General features: G+C 72.4%; 19 protein-coding genes and 5 tRNA genes. 16 read left to right on the forward strand and 8 right to left on the reverse strand.

What is annotated here, in order from left to right; genetic code table 11:
• Nucleotides 1–52: 52 nt before the first annotated feature.
• From OO63_RS16160 to OO63_RS16185, 6 genes are all read left to right on the forward strand, one after another.
• Nucleotides 53–796, forward strand: a complete 744-nt coding sequence (locus tag OO63_RS16160; protein WP_030361933.1) for an HAD family hydrolase — start codon at nt 53–55, stop codon at nt 794–796.
• 88 nt (nt 797–884) lie between these two features.
• Nucleotides 885–956, forward strand: a tRNA-Gln gene (locus tag OO63_RS16165).
• Between the two features lie 41 nt (nt 957–997).
• Nucleotides 998–1,070: transfer RNA gene (locus tag OO63_RS16170), tRNA-Glu, on the forward strand.
• A 62-nt stretch (nt 1,071–1,132) separates the two neighbouring features.
• Nucleotides 1,133–1,205, forward strand: a tRNA-Glu gene (locus OO63_RS16175).
• Nucleotides 1,206–1,229: 24 nt separating this feature from the next.
• A tRNA-Gln gene (locus OO63_RS16180) sits at nt 1,230–1,301 on the forward strand.
• Between the two features lie 23 nt (nt 1,302–1,324).
• Nucleotides 1,325–1,397: transfer RNA gene (locus OO63_RS16185), tRNA-Glu, on the forward strand.
• A 124-nt stretch (nt 1,398–1,521) separates the two neighbouring features.
• On the opposite strand, the gene ndgR is transcribed toward OO63_RS16185, so the two are convergent.
• The gene (gene ndgR, locus OO63_RS16190; protein WP_030361934.1) at nt 1,522–2,238 is read right to left on the reverse strand and encodes an IclR family transcriptional regulator NdgR; all 717 of its coding nucleotides are present in this window, start codon (nt 2,236–2,238) and stop codon (nt 1,522–1,524) included.
• A gap of 188 nt (nt 2,239–2,426) precedes the next feature.
• Here ndgR and leuC point away from each other — a divergent pair, with 188 nt between their 5' ends.
• The 4 genes from leuC (at nt 2,427) to OO63_RS16210 (ending at nt 5,845) form a co-directional block, all read left to right on the forward strand.
• Nucleotides 2,427–3,851, forward strand: coding sequence for a 3-isopropylmalate dehydratase large subunit (gene leuC / locus OO63_RS16195; protein WP_030361935.1), 1,425 nt, complete (start codon nt 2,427–2,429; stop codon nt 3,849–3,851).
• Between the two features lie 6 nt (nt 3,852–3,857).
• Nucleotides 3,858–4,454: a 3-isopropylmalate dehydratase small subunit gene (gene leuD, locus OO63_RS16200; RefSeq protein ID WP_030361936.1), complete on the forward strand. Its 597-nt coding sequence runs from the start codon at nt 3,858–3,860 to the stop codon at nt 4,452–4,454.
• Between the two features lie 283 nt (nt 4,455–4,737).
• Nucleotides 4,738–4,974, forward strand: a complete 237-nt coding sequence (locus OO63_RS16205) for an SCO5555 family protein (protein WP_030361937.1) — start codon at nt 4,738–4,740, stop codon at nt 4,972–4,974.
• A 190-nt stretch (nt 4,975–5,164) separates the two neighbouring features.
• Complete coding sequence (locus OO63_RS16210) at nt 5,165–5,845, forward strand: HU family DNA-binding protein (RefSeq protein WP_030361938.1); 681 nt, start codon at nt 5,165–5,167, stop codon at nt 5,843–5,845.
• Nucleotides 5,846–5,982: 137 nt separating this feature from the next.
• On the opposite strand, the gene OO63_RS46345 is transcribed toward OO63_RS16210, so the two are convergent.
• Together OO63_RS46345 and cofC are read right to left on the reverse strand one after the other, a co-directional pair.
• A complete protein-coding gene (locus OO63_RS46345; protein ID WP_030361939.1) occupies nt 5,983–6,186 on the reverse strand; it encodes a hypothetical protein in 204 nt (67 codons plus the stop codon).
• 13 nt (nt 6,187–6,199) lie between these two features.
• Nucleotides 6,200–6,898: a 2-phospho-L-lactate guanylyltransferase gene (gene cofC / locus OO63_RS16220; RefSeq protein ID WP_030361940.1), complete on the reverse strand. Its 699-nt coding sequence runs from the start codon at nt 6,896–6,898 to the stop codon at nt 6,200–6,202.
• Nucleotides 6,899–7,127: 229 nt separating this feature from the next.
• Here cofC and OO63_RS16225 point away from each other — a divergent pair, with 229 nt between their 5' ends.
• Genes OO63_RS16225 through OO63_RS16235 form a run of 3 tightly spaced genes read left to right on the forward strand, consistent with a single transcriptional unit; the run spans nt 7,128 to nt 10,140 of the window.
• Nucleotides 7,128–7,928: a lysophospholipid acyltransferase family protein gene (locus OO63_RS16225; protein ID WP_030361941.1), complete on the forward strand. Its 801-nt coding sequence runs from the start codon at nt 7,128–7,130 to the stop codon at nt 7,926–7,928.
• Entirely contained in the window at nt 7,925–8,935 is a 1,011-nt protein-coding gene (locus tag OO63_RS16230) for an NAD(P)H-dependent glycerol-3-phosphate dehydrogenase (protein WP_030361942.1), read from the forward strand. The genes OO63_RS16225 and OO63_RS16230 overlap by 4 nt, the downstream gene beginning before the upstream one ends.
• Before the next feature lie 59 nt (nt 8,936–8,994).
• The gene (locus OO63_RS16235; protein ID WP_030361943.1) at nt 8,995–10,140 is read left to right on the forward strand and encodes a D-alanine--D-alanine ligase family protein; all 1,146 of its coding nucleotides are present in this window, start codon (nt 8,995–8,997) and stop codon (nt 10,138–10,140) included.
• A 159-nt stretch (nt 10,141–10,299) separates the two neighbouring features.
• On the opposite strand, the gene OO63_RS16240 is transcribed toward OO63_RS16235, so the two are convergent.
• Both OO63_RS16240 and OO63_RS16245 read right to left on the reverse strand, forming a co-directional pair.
• Entirely contained in the window at nt 10,300–10,797 is a 498-nt protein-coding gene (locus OO63_RS16240) for a DUF3515 domain-containing protein (RefSeq protein WP_030361944.1), read from the reverse strand.
• A gap of 20 nt (nt 10,798–10,817) precedes the next feature.
• A complete protein-coding gene (locus OO63_RS16245; RefSeq protein ID WP_016642988.1) occupies nt 10,818–11,051 on the reverse strand; it encodes an Lrp/AsnC family transcriptional regulator in 234 nt (77 codons plus the stop codon).
• A gap of 215 nt (nt 11,052–11,266) precedes the next feature.
• Here OO63_RS16245 and OO63_RS16250 point away from each other — a divergent pair, with 215 nt between their 5' ends.
• Nucleotides 11,267–12,235, forward strand: a complete 969-nt coding sequence (locus OO63_RS16250) for a thiamine-phosphate kinase (protein ID WP_030361945.1) — start codon at nt 11,267–11,269, stop codon at nt 12,233–12,235.
• Nucleotides 12,232–13,056: a bifunctional hydroxymethylpyrimidine kinase/phosphomethylpyrimidine kinase gene (thiD, locus tag OO63_RS16255; protein WP_051810933.1), complete on the forward strand. Its 825-nt coding sequence runs from the start codon at nt 12,232–12,234 to the stop codon at nt 13,054–13,056. The genes OO63_RS16250 and thiD overlap by 4 nt, the downstream gene beginning before the upstream one ends.
• Here the strand turns inward: thiD and OO63_RS16260 are convergent.
• The 3 genes from OO63_RS16260 to rpmB all read right to left on the reverse strand — a co-directional run bounded on the left by OO63_RS16260 (nt 13,029) and on the right by rpmB (nt 17,760).
• A complete protein-coding gene (locus OO63_RS16260) occupies nt 13,029–14,270 on the reverse strand; it encodes an FAD-dependent monooxygenase (protein ID WP_030361947.1) in 1,242 nt (413 codons plus the stop codon). The two genes, thiD and OO63_RS16260, sit on opposite strands and share 28 nt — an antisense overlap.
• A gap of 71 nt (nt 14,271–14,341) precedes the next feature.
• Nucleotides 14,342–17,407, reverse strand: a complete 3,066-nt coding sequence (locus OO63_RS16265; protein ID WP_030361948.1) for an ATP-binding protein — start codon at nt 17,405–17,407, stop codon at nt 14,342–14,344.
• Nucleotides 17,408–17,574: 167 nt separating this feature from the next.
• Nucleotides 17,575–17,760, reverse strand: coding sequence for a 50S ribosomal protein L28 (gene rpmB, locus OO63_RS16270; protein WP_030195073.1), 186 nt, complete (start codon nt 17,758–17,760; stop codon nt 17,575–17,577).
• Between the two features lie 305 nt (nt 17,761–18,065).
• On the opposite strand from rpmB, the gene OO63_RS16275 reads away from it, so the two are divergent.
• Nucleotides 18,066–19,820, forward strand: a complete 1,755-nt coding sequence (locus OO63_RS16275) for a DAK2 domain-containing protein (RefSeq protein WP_030361949.1) — start codon at nt 18,066–18,068, stop codon at nt 19,818–19,820.
• Nucleotides 19,821–20,002 lie beyond the last annotated feature (182 nt).

A 20,002-nucleotide genomic window follows, 5' to 3' on the forward strand; every position in this document is an offset into this window, starting at 1 on the left:
GAAGGGCCCGGAAGCCGACACGGCTTCCGGGCCCTTCCCGTACGTTCACAGCATGACGATCAAGCGCGGCACGACCATCAAGGCCGTCGTCTGGGACATCGACGACACGATCTTCGACTACGCCCACGCCGACACCGAGGGCATCCGCGCCCACCTCGTCGCCGAGGACCTCCTGGCCGGGTACGGGACCGCCGAGGACGCCCTCGCGCTGTGGAAGCGGACCACCGAGCGCCACTGGGCCCGCTTCGGCGCGGGTGAGGTGGACTTCGAGACGCAGCGCCGCGACCGCGTGCGCGACTTCGTGGGCGCTGCGCTCGACGACATCGAGGCCGACGCCTGGTTCGCCCGCTACCGCGCGCACTACGAGGCCGCCTGGACCCTCTTCCCGGACACCCTGCCGACCCTGGACGCCCTCGCCGACCGCTACCGGCACGCGGTCCTGTCCAACTCCGCCCACGCCGTGCAGGACCACAAGCTCCGCACCCTCGGCGTGCGCGACCGCTTCGAGGCCGTCCTGTGCGCCGCCGACCTGGGCGTCTCCAAGCCCGCGGCGGAGGCGTTCCACGCCGTGTGCGCGGAGCTCGGCCTCGCGCCCGCGGAGATCGCCTACGTCGGCGACCAGCCGGAGATCGACGCCCGCGGCGCCCGTGACGCGGGGCTGCTCGGCATCTGGCTCGACCGCAACGGCTCGGCCCAGGAAGGCCCGTCGGGCGTCCACCGCATCGCCGGCCTCGCCGAGCTGCCCGCGCTGTTGCTGGCCGATACCCGTTTTGGAGCGCCGTCCACCTTCGGGTAATGTTCTTCCTGCGCCGCCCGAGAGGGCCGAAAGGTCCGGCCCGGGAAGCGCAAGTCAAACAAAGCCCCCGTAGGGGGTTGCGCTTTGATGGCCTATGGTGTAATTGGCAGCACGACGGTTTCTGGTTCCGTTAGTCTAGGTTCGAGTCCTGGTAGGCCAGCTCGCAGAGCTCATCTGCAACCGCGGATCACGATCCGCAAAGCCCCCGTTGTGTAGCGGCCTAGCACGCTGCCCTCTCAAGGCAGTAGCGCCGGTTCGAATCCGGTCGGGGGTACAGATCCTTCCCGTGAGGACAGTTCGGGTCGCACCCACTGACCTCAATGCAGGATCGCTAGGGCCCCCGTTGTGTAGCGGCCTAGCACGCCGCCCTCTCAAGGCGGTAGCGCCGGTTCGAATCCGGTCGGGGGTACTGTGGTCTGGTATAGACCACCTGTGGGCTATGGTGTAATTGGCAACACGAAGGTTTCTGGTTCCTTTGTTCTAGGTTCGAGTCCTGGTAGCCCAGCGCAGTAACAGCAACACCAGCAAGCCCCCGTTGTGTAGCGGCCTAGCACGCCGCCCTCTCAAGGCGGTAGCGCCGGTTCGAATCCGGTCGGGGGTACGCGAAGAAGAAGCCCTTCCCGGTCGGGAAGGGCTTCTTTCGTGTGCGGACGTACGACACCCCTCATCTCCCGCCCGCCGCTGCGGCGTTGGAGCCGCGGGCCGGAGATGAGGGGTGGGGCGTCTCAGCTGGTGCGGCGCAGCGCCTCGGAGAGACGGCCGGCCGCGTCGATGACGGCCTGGGCGTGCATCCGGCCCGGGTGCCGCGTAAGACGCTCGATCGGCCCGGAGACCGAGACGGCCGCCACCACCCGGTTCGAAGGACCGCGCACCGGCGCCGACACCGACGCCACTCCCGGCTCCCGCTCGCCGATCGACTGCGCCCAGCCCCGGCGGCGCACACCCGACAGGGCCGTCGCCGTGAACCGCGCGCCCTGCAGGCCCCGGTGCAGCCGCTCCGGCTCCTCCCAGGCCATCAGGATCTGCGCCGACGAACCCGCCTTCATCGTGAGCGTCGAACCGACCGGGACCGTGTCCCGAAGGCCCGAGAGGCGCTCCGCCGCGGCCACGCAGATCCGCATGTCGCCCTGGCGTCGATACAGCTGCGCGCTCTCGCCCGTCACGTCCCGCAGATGCGTGAGCACCGGACCGGCCGTCGCGAGCAGCCGGTCCTCGCCAGCCGCCGCGGCCAGCTCGGCCAGGCGCGGGCCCAGGATGAAACGGCCCTGCATGTCCCGCGCCACCATCCGGTGGTGTTCCAAGGCCACGGCCAGACGATGGGCCGTGGGTCGTGCGAGCCCGGTGGCCGCGACCAACCCGGCAAGGGTGGCGGGACCGGACTCCAGGGCGCTCAGGACAAGGGCTGCCTTGTCGAGAACGCCTACGCCGCTAGAGTTGTCCATGCAACGATACTCGCGTCTCACTCTGTGAAACGCAAGTTCAAAAAATCCGGGAACCCGCCACTCTGTAGGAGCGGTCCGGCGACCAACGGATTCGCGGCCGGCGTCCAGCGCGCAGTCACGAGGGGTACGGCGTCGGCGAACTGATTCTCTAGTTGGGCCGGCGCACGACGCCGGTCGGAGGGAAAGCGATGGGTAGGACTCTCGCGGAGAAGGTCTGGGACGACCACGTCGTCCGGCGCGCCGAAGGCGAGCCCGACCTCCTCTTCATCGATCTGCACCTGCTGCACGAGGTGACCAGCCCGCAGGCGTTCGACGGCCTCCGGCAGGCCGGGCGCCAGGTGCGGCGCCTCGATCTCACCATCGCCACCGAGGACCACAACACCCCGACCCTCGACATCGACAAGCCGATCGCGGACCCCGTGTCCCGCGCCCAGCTGGAGACGCTGCGCAAGAACTGCGCCGAGTTCGGCGTCCGGCTGCACCCGCTCGGCGACGTCGAGCAGGGCGTCGTCCACGTAGTGGGACCGCAGCTGGGACTGACCCAGCCCGGCACCACGGTGGTCTGTGGCGACTCCCACACCTCCACGCACGGCGCCTTCGGCGCGCTGGCCTTCGGCATCGGCACCTCCCAGGTCGAGCACGTCCTCGCGACCCAGACGCTGCCGCTGGCCCGCCCGAAGACCATGGCCATCACCATCGACGGCGAACTGCCCGACGGTGTCACCGCCAAGGACCTGATCCTCGCCATCATCGCCCGGATCGGCACCGGCGGCGGCCAGGGCTACGTCCTGGAGTACCGCGGCCCGGCCATCGAGAAGCTCTCGATGGAGGCCCGCATGACCATCTGCAACATGTCCATCGAGGCCGGCGCCCGCGCGGGCATGATCGCCCCCGACGAGACGACCTTCGCGTACATCAAGGACCGCGCCCACGCCCCGCAGGGCGCCGACTGGGACGAGGCCGTCGCGTACTGGAAGACGCTGCGCACCGACGACGACGCCGTCTTCGACGCCGAGGTCTACATCGACGCCGCCGATCTCTCGCCGTTCGTCACCTGGGGCACCAACCCGGGCCAGGGCCTGCCCCTGTCGGGACACGTCCCCGACCCGGCTTCGTACGAAGACGCTTCGGAGCGGCTCGCCGCCGAAAAGGCCCTGGAGTACATGGGGTTGAGCGCCGGACAGCGGCTGCGGGACATCAAGGTGGACACCGTCTTCGTAGGCTCCTGCACCAACGGCCGTATCGAAGACCTCCGATCGGCCGCCGCCGTCCTCGACGGGCGCAAAGTCGCCGACGGCGTACGGATGCTGGTCGTGCCGGGCTCGGTGCGGGTCGCCCTGCAGGCGGTCGAGGAGGGCCTGGACAAGGTGTTCACCGCGGCCGGCGCCGAATGGCGGCACGCGGGCTGCTCGATGTGCCTGGGCATGAACCCCGACCAACTCGCCCCCGGCGAGCGCTCCGCGTCCACGTCCAACCGCAACTTCGAGGGCCGTCAGGGCAAGGGCGGACGCACCCACCTGGTGTCGCCGCAGGTCGCCGCCGCCACCGCGGTCACCGGCCACCTGGCATCGCCCGCCGACCTCGCCGACGCCCCCACGACCGCCGGAGTCTGATCAGCCATGGAAGCCTTCACCACCCACACCGGCCGGGCCGTGCCGCTGCGCCGCAGCAACGTCGACACCGACCAGATCATCCCCGCCCACTGGCTGAAGAAGGTCACCAGGGACGGGTTCGAGGACGGACTCTTCGAGGCCTGGCGCAAGGACGCCGACTTCGTGCTCAACAAGCAGGAGCGACAGGGCGCCACGGTCCTGGTCGCCGGGCCCGACTTCGGCACCGGATCCTCCCGCGAGCACGCCGTCTGGGCGCTGCAGAACTACGGCTTCAAGGCCGTCATCTCGTCCCGCTTCGCCGACATCTTCCGTGGGAACTCGCTCAAGAACGGCCTGCTCACGGTGGTTCTGGAGCAGTCGACCGTGGATGAGCTGTGGGCCCTGACGGAGGCCGACCCGACCGTCGAGATCACCGTCGACCTGCACGAACGCCAGGTCCGCGCCCCCGGCGTCACCGCCTCCTTCGAGCTGGACGAGAACGCCCGCTGGCGGCTCCTGAACGGCCTGGACGACATCAGCATCACCCTCCAGAACGAGCAGGACATCGCCGTCTACGAGTCCCGGCGCCCCGCGCACAAGCCGCGCACCGTGCAGGCCGCCTGACCCGCTTCCCCCGGGCGGCCCAGCGCGCCTTCGCGAGTTGCCCGGGAGTGCCCCGGCACCCGATGTACCCCCAATCGTGGACGGTTGGGGGTACATCTGTGTCCGGCCCCCGTATGCCCCCCGATGACCTGAACGGGTGGTCTCAACTGCCTTGATCTGAGGGGCAGAAGAGGCCGGAAATCCACTTGCACCCCGAGGTTGCGGTTATCCTCAGATGGGCGCCGGAGGAGGGTAGTTACCCCCTGCGGAGGCGACAACTCGCCCCAGATGGCACAATCGGTGCATGGGACGCGACGACCAACTCGAGCTCTACGGACTCGTGGCGGACCAGTTGAAGGAAGCGCACTCCCGAGTGCGCGCACTGCAAGTCCCGGAGGGCGTACGGATGGCGCTGACCCGGAAGCTGCTGGTCATTACGGCCGCGGCCAAACACGATCTCGCCGATGCGGCAAGGCGTCTGGAGCGGTTGATGGCGTACCTCGACGACGGCGACGAGGGCCGAATCCCTGAAGACGACTGAGTGGCAGGCCTGAACGGGCCTGCTGGGTCCCGACGGGCCTCAACGGACCTTCGAGGAACTCCTCGAGAGCCCAGGTCGTTGCGGCACAAGGGTGATTAGCCCGTTTCGTGTTTGATTTGCGGTATATATCTGCCTAACGTGCGAAAAAGCCTGGCACATTCGCTCAGGCAATGTCTCCGAAGGGGAAGACGTGAACAAGGCGCAGCTCGTAGAAGCGATTGCCGACAAGGTCGGTGGCCGTCAGCAGGCCGCCGACGCCGTGGACGCGGTTCTGGACGCCATCGTCCGTGCCGTCGTCAGTGGAGACCGTGTTTCGGTCACCGGCTTCGGCTCGTTCGAGAAGGTCGACCGCCCGGCTCGGTACGCCCGCAACCCGCAGACCGGGGAGCGCGTTCGGGTCAAGAAGACCTCGGTGCCGCGCTTCCGCGCGGGCCAGGGCTTCAAGGACCTGGTGAGCGGCTCGAAGAAGCTCCCGAAGAACGACGTTGCGGTCAAGAAGGCGCCCAAGGGCAGCCTTTCGGGCGGCACCAAGACCACCGCCAAGGCGGCCACCAAGAAGGCCACCGCCAAGAAGGCCACCGCCAAGAAGACGACGGCGAAGAAGACCACCGCCGCCAAGAAGGCCACCACCGCCAAGAAGGCGACGACGGCCAAGAAGGCCACCACCGCCAAGAAGGCGGCGAAGACGGCCACGGCCAAGAAGACCACGGCCAAGAAGACGGCCAAGGCGGCCACGGCGAAGAAGACCACCGCCAAGAAGGCCGCCGCCAAGAAGGCGCCCGCCAAGAAGGCCACGGCCAAGAAGGCGCCCGCCAAGAAGTCCACGGCGCGCAAGACCACCGCCAAGAAGGCCACCGCCCGCAAGAAGTAAGGGCTGAGGGCACTCACGCGCCGGGCCGGGCTCCCTTGGGGGAGCCCGGCCCGCGGCGTGTTCGGGGGCTGTTCGCGGGCCAGGGGGGCCAGGGGGACCAGAGGGGACCAGCCCGTCCGGAAACGGCTGCGGCGTCCTCAGAACGTCTGCAGCGTCACCAGCGTGATCCGGCGGCCCTCGCCCTCCCCGGTCACCTCGATGCGCACCCGCTGGCCGGGCCTGAGCAGCCGCAGGCCGCCGGCGTCGAACGCGGGGGCGTCGAAGGGCACCGGGGTGCCGTCGTCGAGGAGCACGCTGCCGGTGCGGGTGTCGGAGTCGTAGGTGTACGCGGTGGCCTGCATGGGGGAAGCGTACTCAGTCCGGGATCAGCAGCCCCGCCGCGGCCGCCGCCGTGTGCGGGCCCACGCCGAGGGCGAGCGCGGCCCGCAGGTCGTCGCCGGTGTCCACGTCCTGGCGCACGGAACCGGCGTACCCGATGCCGTCGGCGGCTCCGGCGGTCGCGTCGGCGTCGGCGGGCCCGGTCGTCCCGGCCCGTCCGCCGCCGAGTTCCACCGCTCCCGAGTCCCGGTGCCGGGCCCGGGACGGCCCGCCGAATCGAGGGCGCAATTCCGTGCCGGGCCCCGCGGTGAGCAGCGTCGTGCCGATTCCCGCCGCGTCCGGCAGGAAAGCGCGCGGGAATGGCACCGCGGCATCGAGGACGCGGGCCAATTCGCCGGGGCGCAGCGCGGGCAGATCGGCGTTGAGGGCCGCCACGGGTGCCTCGGGGTGCCGGGAGCGCACCTGCCGGGCCGCGTGCGCCAGCGCGGCGTTGAGGCCGTCCCCCGGGGTGTCGGGGACGACGTGGGCGCCGAGCGCGGCCAGTTCGCGGCCCGCGCGGACGTCGTCCGTGACGACCACCACATCCCGCACCGACGGGCAGGCCACCGTCGCGGCCACGGTGTCCTGCGCGAACGCGAGGGCGAGTGCGGGCCGCAGACCGTCCCCGGCGGCGGGCGCGAGACGGCTCTTGGCCCGCTCCAGGGGCTTGAGCGGTATCACCACGGTCCACTGCACGCCCGGCTCCGTCCTTCGCGTGAGCCCATTGTGACCTGGGGGAAGGGGGCGGAAGGGAGGTGGGGTGCGGGGGTGGCCGCCGGTGCGGCGGGCCGGTGCCCGGCGCGCGCGGGCCAGGCGGGGCGTGACGGGGAGGTGGCGGACGGGTGGGCGTACGGTGTTCTCGACAGGACGGCAGCCTGGGGCGACACTTGTGCGGCCGACCAGGCTCATGGAGGAAGGTGTCCGAGTGTCCCGCCGCAGAATCGGCTTCTGGTACCGCTTGGCGGCGGTCATCGCTAAACCGCCGCTGTTGGTTCTGATCAAGCGGGACTGGCGGGGAATGGAGAACATTCCGGCCGACGGCGGTTTTATCACCGCCGTGAACCACAATTCCCATCTCGACCCGTTCGCGTACGCCCACTTTCAGTACAACACCGGGCGGGTCCCGCGTTTCCTCGCCAAGCACGGGCTCTTCAAGAAGGGCTTCGTCGGGGCGTTCATGCGGGGCACGGGACAGATCCCGGTCTACCGCGAGACCACCAACGCGCTGAGCGCCTTCCGGGCCGCCATCGAGGCCGTCGAGCGCGGCGAATGCGTGGCGTTCTACCCCGAGGGCACCCTCACCCGCGACCCCGACCTGTGGCCCATGACGGCCAAGACGGGCGTCGCGCGCGTGGCCCTGCAGACCAAGTGCCCGGTCATTCCGGTGGCCCAGTGGGGCGCCAACCACGTCCTGCCGCCGTACGCGAAGAAGCCCGACGTGCTGCCCCGCAAGACGCACCACGTGCTCGCCGGTGAGCCGGTCGACCTGGCGCGCTTCTACGACAAGGAGATGACCCCGGACCTCCTGAAGGAGGCCACCGAGGCCATCATGGCGGCCATCACCGAGCTGCTTCAGGAGCTGCGCGGCGAGCAGGCCCCGCAGAAGCGCTACGACCCGCGTGAGGTTCGTCTCGCGCAGCGCCGCAAGGCCAAGGAGATCTCCGCCGACGCGGACTCCGCCGCCAGCGGCCGTACAGAGCAAGGCAGTTCGGAGGAGAGCAAGTGACCCGATCCCTGAAGGCCGCCGTCTTCGGAACCGGCTCGTGGGGGACGGCCTTCGGGATGGTCCTCGCCGACGCCGGCTGCGACGTCACCCTGTGGGCCCGCCGCGAAGAACTCGCCGACGCGGTCAACTCCACCCACACCAACCCCGACTACCTGCCGGGCGTCGAGCTGCCGCGGAACCTGACCGCCACCACCGACCCGGCCGCCGCCGCGGCCGACGCCGACTTCACCGTGCTCGCCGTGCCCTCGCAGACCCTGCGCGGCAACCTCGCCGCCTGGACCCCGCTGCTCGCCCCCGACACGGTGCTCGTCTCGCTGATGAAGGGCGTCGAGCTGGGCTCCGCCATGCGCATGAGCGAGGTCATCGAGGACGTCACCAAGGCCCCCGCCGAGCGGATCGCCGTCGTCACCGGACCCAACCTGGCCCGGGAGATCGCCGCCCGCCAGCCCGCCGCGTCCGTGGTCGCCTGCACCGACGAGACGGTCGCCCAGCGCCTCCAGGCCGCCTGCCACACCCCGTACTTCCGGCCGTACACCAACACCGACGTGGTCGGCTGCGAGCTGGGCGGCGCCGTGAAGAACGTCATCGGGCTCGCCGTCGGCATCGCGGACGGCATGGGGCTCGGCGACAACACCAAGGGCTCGCTCATCACCCGCGGGCTCGCCGAGACCACCCGGCTCGGCCTCGCCATGGGCGCCGACCCGCTGACGTTCTCAGGGCTCGCGGGCCTCGGCGACCTGGTGGCCACCTGCTCCTCGCCGCTCTCGCGCAACCACACCTTCGGCACCAACCTCGGCAAGGGCATGACCCTGCAGGAGACCATCGCGGTCACCAAGCAGACCGCGGAGGGCGTCAAGTCCTGCGAGTCCGTCCTCGACCTGGCCCGCAGGCACGGCGTCGACATGCCGATCACCGAGACGGTCGTCGGCATCGTGCACGAGGGCACACCGCCGCTGGTGGCGCTCAAGGAGCTGATGTCCCGCAGCGCCAAGCCGGAACGCCGCTGACCCCAGGTCACGGGCGGCACACAGACTCCGCCGGGGGCAAAGGGTACGCTCGACGCGATATGAGCAGCGAGAACCTCCCCCAGAGCCCCCGCAAGCCGCGTGTGGCCGTCGTGTTCGGCGGCCGCAGCTCGGAGCACGGCATCTCCGTCGTCACCGCCGGTGCCGTACTGCGCGCCATCGACCGGACCAAGTACGACGTGCTGCCGATCGGCATCACCACGGACGGGCGCTGGGCGCTGACCGCGGACGACCCCGACCGGATGGCCATCGCCGACCGCAAGGTGCCGAGCGTCGCCGAGCTCGCCGACTCCGACGGCGGCGGCGTCGTCCTGCCCGTCGACCCGGGCAACCGCGAGGTCGTCTACAGCGAGCCCGGCGCGGTGCCCAAGGCGCTCGGCGAGGTCGACGTGGTCTTCCCGATGCTGCACGGCCCCTACGGCGAGGACGGCACCCTCCAGGGCCTCCTGGAGCTGTCCGGCGTGCCGTACGTGGGCGCGGGCGTGCTCGCCTCGGCCGTCGGCCAGGACAAGGAGTACATGAAGCGGGTCTTCACCTCCTTCGGGCTGCCCGTCGGCCCGTACCTGGTGATCCGGCCCCGCGAGTGGCAGCGCGAGGAGAAGAAGGCCCGGCAGCGCGTCGCGGACTTCGCGGGCGAGCACGGCTGGCCGCTGTTCATCAAGCCCGCGCGCGCGGGCTCCTCGATCGGCATCACCAAGGTCGACTCCTTCGACGGCCTCGACGAGGCCATCGCGGAGGCACAGCGCCACGACCCGAAGATCATCGTGGAAGCGCTGCTCCGCGGCCGCGAGATCGAGTGCGGCGTCCTGGAGTTCGAGGACGGCCCGCGCGCCAGCGTGCCCGCCGAGATCCCGCCGGTGCAGGCGCACGACTACTACGACTTCGAGGCGAAGTACATCGACTCGACGCCCGGCCTGGTCCCCGCCCCGCTGACGCCGGAGGAGACCGCCGAGGTGCAGCGGCTCGCCGTCGAGGCCTTCGAGGCGGCGTCCTGCGAGGGCCTGGTGCGCGCGGACTTCTTCCTCACCGAGGACGGCCGGTTCGTCATCAACGAGATCAACACGATGCCGGGCTTCACGCCGATCTCCATGTATCCGCAGATGTGGGAGAAGAGCGGCGTCGGGTACGCGGAGCTGGTGGACCGCCTCATCCAGGCGGCGCTCTCCCGGTCCACGGGCCTGCGGTAGGCCGCGGGCCCCGGAGGCTGTGTTCCGTTGCCGGGCGGGGGCTTTTGGGTGCGGCGGCTCTGTGGCTGGGCGCGCAGTTCCCGGCGCCCCTTACGGGGCGCGGCGTTCCCTGTGCCCCTTTCGGGGCGTGCTGTTCCCTGTGCCCCTTTCGGGGCGTGGCTAGGCCACTCCCTTGGGGATTGTCTTCTTGATGGGGGTGGCGAAGTCCGTGAGCGGGCCGAGGCCGTTCCCCGTCCGCTCCTTCGGCAGCGTCACCTCGACGTAGGCGAGACGCAGCGCGGTGGTGAAGACGTAGCTGCCGTCGTCGCGCTTCTGCAGCAGCCAGGCGACGCCGTTCACCGTCACCCCGTCCGACTTGGCGATCTTGGGATCGAGCATCTCCGGGGGCCGCTCCACACCGCAGCGCAGTATGATCGCCGGGTCTCCCCACCCGGCGGTCAACTCCGACTTCGGTCCGGGGTCGGTGCGCTCGAGACCGTCGACCTTCTTCGGGAGCCGCGCGTGCAGATCCCGACAGAGCCCCGCGGCCTTCGCGGCCGGGGACGGAACCACCACCGACGCTGTGTCGTCCGTTGATGAGCAGGCCGTTGACGCGATCAGCGTCGCGCAAGCGGCCGCACTTATGAGGCAGCGGCGCCGGAGACGGGGGATGTTCACCGGGCCAGGGTAGACGGGGGCTACAAGTGCACGACCGGGCAGGTCAGCGTTCTGGTGATGCCGTCCACCTGCTGGACCTTGGCAACCACCATGCGGCCGAGTTCGTCGACCGTGTCCGCTTGCGCGCGCACGATGACATCGTAGGGACCGGTCACGTCCTCGGCCTGGATCACTCCCGGGATCTTGCCGATCAGCTCGGCGACGGTCGACGCCTTGCCGACCTCGGTCTGGATCAGGATGTACGCCTGTACCACGGAACCTCCAGGGCGGCCACGAGGATCATGTGGGGAGAAGGGACGCCACGGTACCGCGTCGCCGCTCGCCACGGGGAGACCCGGGGGAGCTGTGGCGCGCACATCGCGGCGGACGGACAACACAGGTTGACGGCTCCGTCGACCGTACCGACGACAGGGACGGCTCGCGACCGCAAGCGGACCGCGGCGACCGTGGCAGAAGGAGCAGCACGCGCATGAAGGGCACCGTCGGCGAGTTGGGCGAGTTCGGGCTCATCAAGGAGCTCACCTCGCGGCTCACCTCCACCCCGGCCGTACGCCTCGGCCCCGGCGACGACGCCGCCGTCGTGGCCGCCCCGGACCGCAGGGTCGTGGCCAGCACCGACATCCTCCTGGAGGGCAGGCACTTCCGCCGCGACTGGTCCACCGCCTACGACGTCGGCCGCAAGGCCGCCGCCCAGAACCTCGCCGACATCGCCGCCATGGGCGCCGTGCCCACCGCGATCCTGCTCGGCCTCGTGGTGCCCGCCGAGCTGCCCGCGAGCTGGCCCATCGAGCTGATGGACGGACTGCGCGACGAGTGCCAGGTCGCGGGCGCGGCCGTGGTCGGCGGCGATGTCGTACGCGGTGACACGATCACCGTCTCGATCACCGCGCTCGGCGACCTGCGCAACCACGAACCCGTCACGCGCGCGGGCGCCCAGCCCGGCGACGCCGTCGCCGTCACCGGCTGGCTCGGCTGGTCCGCCGCCGGGCACGCGGTGCTCTCCCGCGGCTTCCGCTCGCCGCGCGCCTTCGTGGAGGCCCACCGCAGGCCCGAGCCGCCCTACCACGCGGGCCCCGCGGCCGCCGGGCTCGGCGCGACCGCCATGACGGACGTGAGCGACGGCCTGATCGCCGACCTCGGCCACATCGCCGAGGCCAGCAAGGTGCGCATCGACATCCGCTCCGGAGACGTCGACGTCCCCTCGCAGATGAACGACATCGGGCAGGCCGTCGGCGTCGACCCGCTGCAGTGGGTGCTCAACGGCGGCGAGGACCACGCGATCGTGGCGACGTTCCCGTCGGACGTGAAGCTGCCCGCCCGCTGGAAGGTCATCGGCGAGGTCCTCAACCCCTCGGCGCAGCCGCAGGTCACGGTCGACGGCGCGCCCTGGACCAGCAAGGGCTGGGACCACTTCGGGGAGAACGGCGGCGACGCGTGAGCGCGGCGGGCACGGCCCGGGCGGCCGGGACGGCGCCGCCGCGAGTGCTCACCGTCGCGGGCTCCGACTCCGGGGGCGGGGCCGGGATCCAGGCCGACCTGAAGACGATGCTCGCCCTCGGCACCCACGGCATGAGCGTCGTCACGGCCGTCACCGCGCAGAACTCCCTCGGCGTGCAGGGCGCTTGGGAGCTGCCGGTGGCGGCGGTGCGGGCGCAGTACCGCAGCGTCGTCGACGACATCGGCGTCCAGGCCGTCAAGACGGGGATGCTGGCCTCCGCCGAACTGGTCGAGGCGGTCGCGGAGTTGATCGCAGCCACGGACGCCCCCGCCGTCGTCGACCCGGTCGGCGTCTCCAAGCACGGGGACGCCCTGCTCGCGGCGTCCGCCCTGGACTCGGTGCGTACGAGGCTGCTTCCGGTCGCCACGGTCGCGACGCCCAACCTCGACGAGGTCGCCCAACTCACCGGCGTCGAGGTCGCATCGGAGGACGACATGCGGCGCGCGGCGGCCGCCGTCCTCGGGTACGGGCCGCGGTGGGCGCTCATCAAGGGCGGCCACCTCAGCGGCGACGCCGTGGACCTGCTCACCGACGGCTCCGAGGAGCACTGGCTGCGCGCCCCGCGCCACGACAACCGCCATACGCACGGCACGGGCTGCACCCTCGCCAGTGCCGTCGCGGCGCAGCTCGCCAAGGGGCAGCCCGTCCCGGAGGCCGTGGCGGCCGCCAAGGAGTACGTCACCGGGGCCATCGCCGCCGGGTTCGCACTCGGCGGCGGGATCGGGCCTGTGGATCACGGCTGGCGGTTCGGGGAGGCGTAGTCCTTGAGCGTGAGGTCGCTCGCGGCCCGCTCCGTCAGCCTCTTGAAGAAGCCCGCCAGGAAGCGGGAGCTGAGCATGCGGTACGCCCGGTCGCGGCTGCGGATCTTCCTCTCGGACGGCGGCGCGAGGAAGGGCCCCGCGTTGCCCGACGTCTTCTGGCACCCCTTGGCGTAGTCACGGATCTCCGCTTCGTACGCGGCGAAGCCGACCCGGTGATCGCCCCGCGCGGCCGCGAGTTCACCGGCCAGGACGTACGCGGACACCAGCGCGGTGCCCGTCCCGATGCCGCCCATCGTGGCGCCGTACCCGGCATCCCCGAGCAGGACCACACGCCCCTGTGAGAGCCGGTCGACGTGGATCTGCGCGATGGCGTCGAAGTACAGGTCCTCGGCCCGCTCCAGGCCTTCCAGCGCCTTCGGGGCGTGCTTCCAGCCCAGGCCCGCGAACCGCTCGGCGAGGATCTTCTTCTGCTGTGCGAGGTCGTGCCGGTCGAAGTCGAGCCGCTCGGAGCGGAAGACCAGGCCGACGCCCGCTGCCTCCGGGGCTCCGTCATAGTTGCTGATCATGACGGTGCGGCCGGGTTCGCTGTAGATGCGGGCGGTGCGGTCGAGGCCGAGGTGGTTGGGGACGTCGAAGCCCGCCACGTAGTAGCCGAGGAACCGCAGGTAGCGCGACTCGTCGCCGAAGACCAGACGGCGGGTGTGGGAGTGCAGTCCGTCGGCGCCGACCACGAGGTCGAAGCAGCGAGGAGCGCCGTGGTCGAAGGTCACGTCGACGCCTTCGGAGTCCTCGGTCAGCGTGGCGACGGAGTCCCCGAAGACGTACTCCACCCGGTCCCGGGTGCGCTCGTGGAGGATCCTGGAGAGGTCGCCGCGGAAGATCTCCACGTCGCCGCTCATCAGGAACGCGGGCAGGTCCACCCGCTCCGTGTCGTCGGCCTCGACGATGGTCTGGCGCCCCATGTGCGTCTGGTGCCGGTGGACCTCGTCCCAGATGCCCATGCGCCGCAGCACGGTGCGGTGCACCTTGCCCCGGAAGTCGACCGCGAAGCCGCCCTCGCGCAGGGCGGGCGCCTTCTCCACGACGGTGACCCGGGCGCCGTACCGGGACAGCCACAGGGCGAGCGAGGGCCCGGCGACGCTGGCGCCGGAGATGAGGACGTCGAGGTGGGCGAGCGGGCCCGCGGGCCACGGGGTGTGCGTCGTGTTCGTCATGCCCCCGAGACTCGGTGGGGGCGCTTACCGGGGGCGTACCGTCGGCTGACGGGGGCTGACAGCGGCGCCACTCAGCCGCGTCCGACCGCCCTCGCCCCCTCCCCGCGGCCCGCCGCGAACGCCTCCCCGTACGCCGCCGGGCCGAGGCGCGTGCGAGCCGCCTCCTGGACCGGTACGACGTCGGGGTGGCCCTCGATCAACGTGCCCCGGATGCCGGCGGCGGCGCCCAGGAGCCGGGCGGCGTCCCGGGGGAGTGACGCGGCCGCCGCCAACGCCTCCGCCACCTCGGCGAGTTCGCCCACCCCGGGGGCGTCGACGGCCAGCACGCGGGCCTGCTCGAACCAGTCGGCGGCCTCCTCCGGGCGGGACTCGGCGAGCGCGACGCGGCCGAGACCGGTGAAGACCCGCGCGGTCTCCGCCACGCTGAACCAGTTGGCGGCGCACGCCTGGAGGGCGTCTTCGTAGTACGCACGCGCGCGTGCCGTGTCGCCGCGCAGCCGGGCCACGTCCCCCAGGCCGCGCCGCGCCGTCGCCACCTTGTCGCGTACGCCGACGGTGCGGGCCCGCTCCTCCGCCCGCCGGAAGTGGTCCGCCGCGTCCTCCAGGGCGCCGCCGTGCAGCAGGACCGTGGCGCGCTGGTGCAACAGGTCGCCGGTCTCCTCGGGGGCGCCGAGCTCGACGACGTGGGCGAGGCCCTCGTCCAGGAGCTCCAGGGCGCGCGCCCGCTCCCCGCGCCAGTCGGCGAACATCGCGAGCGGGTCCAGGCAGTTGGCCATGCCCCAGCGGTCGCCGTTCTCGCGGAAGGCCGCGAGCGCCCGCGCGAAGGCTGCCTCGGAGTCCCGCGGCCGCCCCGCGAACAGCTCCTGGAAGCCTCGCCCGAGGTCCAGCAGGGCGCGCCCCCAGGGGTGGTCGCCGACCTGGTCGCGCACGCGCTCCTCCATGGCCCGCCCCGGCCCGCCCACCAGCGACCAGAGCACGATCAGGAACGGCAGCCGCAACGGCCCCTCCAGGGACGTCAGGAGGGCGTCGGCGCGTGCGAGGCGCCCCGGCTCGGCGGGGTCGTCTCCGTCGCCCACGATCGTGTTGACCAGACACAGGACGTACTCCTCGGCGAGCCCCTCCGGAGGGCGTGGCCCGACGGCCGACAGGAGGCCCGAGGCGAGCGAGGCGCGCTCTCCGTAGTGGCCGCGCAGCCGCCAGTACCAGGACAGCGCGGCCAGCATGCGCAGGCCCGCGTGCGGGTCGGTGCGCGCCAGGTGGCGCAGGGCGGCCTCCAGGTTGCCGTGGTCGGCGGCGAGCCGGTCCAGCCAGGGGAGCTGCCCGGCGCCGTGCAGCAGCGGCGCGCCCCGCTCGGCGAGGCGCAGGAAGTACGCGGCGTGCGCGGCGCGCAGCCTGTCCTCGTCGCCCGCCTCGGCGAGCCGAAGGGCACAGAAGGCGCGAATGGTCTCCAGCATCCGGTAGCGGCCGCCCACCGCCTCGACGAACGACTTCTCCACGAGCGAGGCAAGGAGGTCCTCGGGGCAGGGGAGCTCACAGACCGCCTCGACGGCGTCCAGCGTGGCCCCGGCGGGGAACACGGTGAGCCGCGCGGCCAGCTCCCGCTCCTCCTCGTCGAGCAGGTCCCAGCTCCACTCGACGACGGCGCGCAGGGTGCGGTGGCGCGGCGCCTTCGTGCGGTCGCCGCGCGACAGGAGCCGGAACCGGTCGTCGAGGCGCGCGGCCAGCTCGTCGAGAGTGAGGGTGCGAAGGCGTGCGGCGGCCAGCTCGATGGCCAGCGGAAGCCCGTCGAGCGCGGCGCACAGGGAGCGCACGAGGTCGGCCCGCCCCTCCGCTGTGCCCGCTCGGCCCGCGAGGTCCGGGCGCACGGCCGCCGCGCGCTCCAGGAAGAGCCGGTCGGCGGGCCCTGCGGCCAGCGGCGGCACCGGGCACAGCGCCTCCCCGGTGATGCCGAGCGCCTCCCGGCTGGTGGCGAGGACACGGACACCGGGGCAGGCGCCGAGCAGCAGCCCCGCGACCCGTGCCGCGTCGTCGACCACGTGCTCGCAGTTGTCGAGCACGAGCAGCAGCTCACGCCCCTCAAGGGCGGCGAGCAGCCGCTCGGTGGCGTCACCCCCGCGCGCGTGGAACCCGTCACGCACACCGAGGGCGCCGAGGACCGCGTACGTCACCCGCTCCCCGTCGGCCAGCGGCGCGAGCTCCACGAAGCACACGCTCCCCGGCCCGCCTCCCCGCGCCCCCTCGGTCCCGCTCTCCCGCTCCCGCGCGGCCTCCAGAGCGAGCCGGGTCTTGCCGGTGCCGCCCGGTCCTGTGACCGTCACGAGGCGGGTGTCGTCGAGGAGGGCGTGGACGCGTGCCAGCTCCGCCGTGCGGCCGACGAGCGGGGTGAGCGGCGCGGGCACCGCCGGCGCGCGGGCCGGCTCGGCGCCGCGCAGCAGCTCCAGGTGGAGCGCGGCGAGCTCCGCCGACGGGTCGGCGCCCAGCTGCCGCGCGAGGACGCCACGCGCCTCGTCGAACACCGCGAGGGCCTCCGCGGACCGCCCGGTGGCGTGCAGCGCCCGCATGAGCTGCCCGTAGAGCCGCTCGCTCAGCGGATGGGCGGCGACCAGCTCCCGCAGTTCCGGTACGAGGCCGGGGGCGCCGCCGGTCGCCAGATCCGCGTCCACCCGGTCCTGTACGGCGGCGAGCCTGAGCTCGTCGAGGCGGGTGCGGGGGGCGTGCGCCCCGGGCAGGTCGGCGAGCGCGGGCCCGCGCCACAGGCCGAGCGCCTCGGTGAGGAGGGCGGCGGCCCGGGGGTGGTCTCCCGAGGACAGGGCTCGGCGTCCTTCGCGGGCCAGGCGTTCGAAGAGGTGGGCGTCGACGTCGTCGGGGGAGATGGCCAGGCGGTAGCCCGTGGCGGTGGACTCGATGCCGACGCCGAGGCGCCCCCGCAGCCGGGACACCTGGGACTGGAGCGCGTTCGCGGCACCGGCGGGCGGCCGCTCCCCGTAGAGCCCGTCGGTCAGGCGCTCGGCGGACACGCTTCGGCCGGCGTCGAGCAGGAGCAGGGTGAGCAGGGCCCGGGGGCGGGGGCCGCCGGGGGCGACGGGGGAGCCGTCGGGGGTGCGGATGTCGAGGGGCCCGAGGATGCCGAAGCGCATCCGCCAGATTCTGGCAGGCGGCCGCGCGGGCAAACGAAAGTGCCCGGGCACACGAAAGCGCCCGGGCATACGAAAAACCGGCCCTCCCGAAGGAGGACCGGCCCTTCAGCAACCGGCTAGGTGGCCGCGCAATGGGATGTCCCTTGCTCAAAGAGCGTGGGAAAGCGTCAGCGCGAGACCTTGCCGGCCTTGATGCACGAGGTGCAGGCGTTGAGGCGCTTCGGCGTCCCGCCGACCACGGCACGCACGCGCTGGATGTTCGGGTTCCAGCGACGGGGCGTACGGCGGTGCGAGTGCGAGATGTTGTTGCCGAAGCCCGGCCCCTTGCCGCAGACGTCGCAGTTGGCAGCCACGGGTCACTCCAAAGACTTCAGATGCACTTACGGTTAAACCCGGCATGCCGGGATCAGTGCAATGATCGGAGTGGCGTTGCCAGGAGGAATGGCCCGATGCGTATCGGGCAACCGGAGCAGCATACAACGACTGCTTCGGTACAACGAAACTACCATGTCTCGCCCCGGCCCCGCCCCGGCCTCCCCTCCGTCCCAGGTCTACGCTGCGTCCCAGCCGAGACGCACGACGGAGGCGTCCCGCACGCAGGACGAGGCGTTCCGTACGCGAGACACACGCGTCGCGTGACGCTCCTAGGAGGCGACAGTTGCCGCAGAACCTCGACGCTGTCGCAGTCCGCGCCTGGAGCGCACTCGCTCTGGACGCGCTGGGGCAGGCCCGCGAGGAGATCGACGCGATCAACGTCTATCCGGTCGCGGACGGGGACACCGGGACCAACCTCTATCTGACGATGGAGTCGGCCTCCCAGGCGGTCGACGCGGTCTTCACCGGCCTGGAGCCGGCCAGGCCCGCGCTCGCGGAGGCGGTGCGCGCGATGGCGCACGGCGCGCTGATCGGGGCCCGCGGCAACTCCGGGACGATTCTGGCGCAGTTGCTGCGGGGGATGGCGCAGGTGCTCGCGGAGGACGGCGCCGGGGCCGGCGAGCCCGACAAGGACAGTGACGCGCATCACGCGGACGCGGACGCGGACGCCGACGCTGGTGCCGATGCCGATGCCGATGCCGATGCCGTGCGCCTCGCGCTCGCGCTGGGCCGCGCGTCCCGGTCCGCGTACCGTGCCGTCGCGCACCCCGTGGAGGGCACGGTCCTGACCGTCGCCAAGGCCGCGGCCGAGGCGGCCGACGCCGCCGCGACGGACTCGCGGGACTGCGCCGCGGTGGCACGAGCGGCGTACGAAGGGGCCTGTGCGGCCCTGGACGCGACTCCGGGACAGCTCGCGGTGCTGGGGCGCGCGGGCGTGGTGGACGCGGGCGGACGGGGCCTCGTCGCGGTTCTCGGCGCGCTGGTGGGGGCGCTGTCGGGGGAGACCGTGCGGCCGCGGGCGGCGGCTGGCGGCCACGCGCGCGTGGGCATGGAGGCCGCCGAGCCCGCCCCGGCCGCCGAGCCCGCCACGTGCGTCGACGCCGCCGCCGACGGGGCCGGCCCCGCTTTCGAGGTGATCTACCTCCTGGAAGCCGACGACGCGGCGGTCGACCGGCTGCGGGTCAGGCTGGACGCGCTCGGCGACTCGCTCGTGGTCGTCGGCGGCGACGGCCTGTGGAACGTCCACGTCCATGTCGACGACGCGGGCGCGGCTGTCGAGGCGGGCGTGGAGGCGGGCCGTCCGTACCGCATCCGGATCACGCACTTCGGTGCCGGTGACGCCCACACCGTACGGACGCAGCCGCCCAGGGAGCGCGTCCAGCGGGGCATCGTCGCCGTCGTCCCGGGCGACGGCCTCGCCGCCCTGTACGCCGAGGCCGGGGCGACCACGGTGCCGGCGCGCGCGGGGGAGCCGCCCGGCAGCGGCGAGCTGGTCGAGGCGATCCGGCGCGCCCACGCGCGCGAGGTGGTGCTGCTGCCCAACGACGCCGGGCTGCGCCACACCGCGGCGGCGGCCGCCGAACAGGCCCGCTCCGAAGGCGTACGCGTCGCCCTGATCCCCACCCGCTCCGCCGTGCAGGGCATCGCGGCGCTCGCCGTGCACGAGCCGGACCGCCGGTTCGATGAGGACGTCGTCGCGATGACCTCGGCGGCCGGGGCGACCCGGTACGCCGAACTGGCCGTCGCTGAGCGGCAGTCCTGGACGACGGCGGGCATCTGCCAGGCCGGGGACGTGCTCGGCCTCATCGACGGCGACGTGGCGGTGATCGGCCCGGAGGTCGCGCGGACCGCGGCGGCCGTGCTCGACCGGATGCTGGCGGCGGGCGGCGAGATGGTGACGCTCGTCCTCGGGGACGCGGTGTCCGACGCGGTCGCCGAGTTCCTGGAGAAGCACGTACGCGACGGCCACCTGGCCGTGGACACGGTGCTGTACCGGGGCGGGCCCCAGTCGGCCCTGCTCCTCATCGGCGTGGAGTGACCCCTCGGCCGGGGGCACCCCCGATCGCGCTGCGCGCTCGTCCTCAATCGCCGGACGGGCTCTCTCCCACCCACCCGCCCCCACTCGCACGACCGCGCGCGGTCGGCACTGCCAGCCCGTCCGGCGTTTGAGGACGAGGCGCGAAGCGCCGATACGGGGTCCGGGGCGGAGCCCCGGTTTCG

Source organism: Streptomyces alboflavus (assembly GCF_000716675.1).
Lineage (GTDB): Bacteria > Actinomycetota > Actinomycetes > Streptomycetales > Streptomycetaceae > Streptomyces > Streptomyces alboflavus.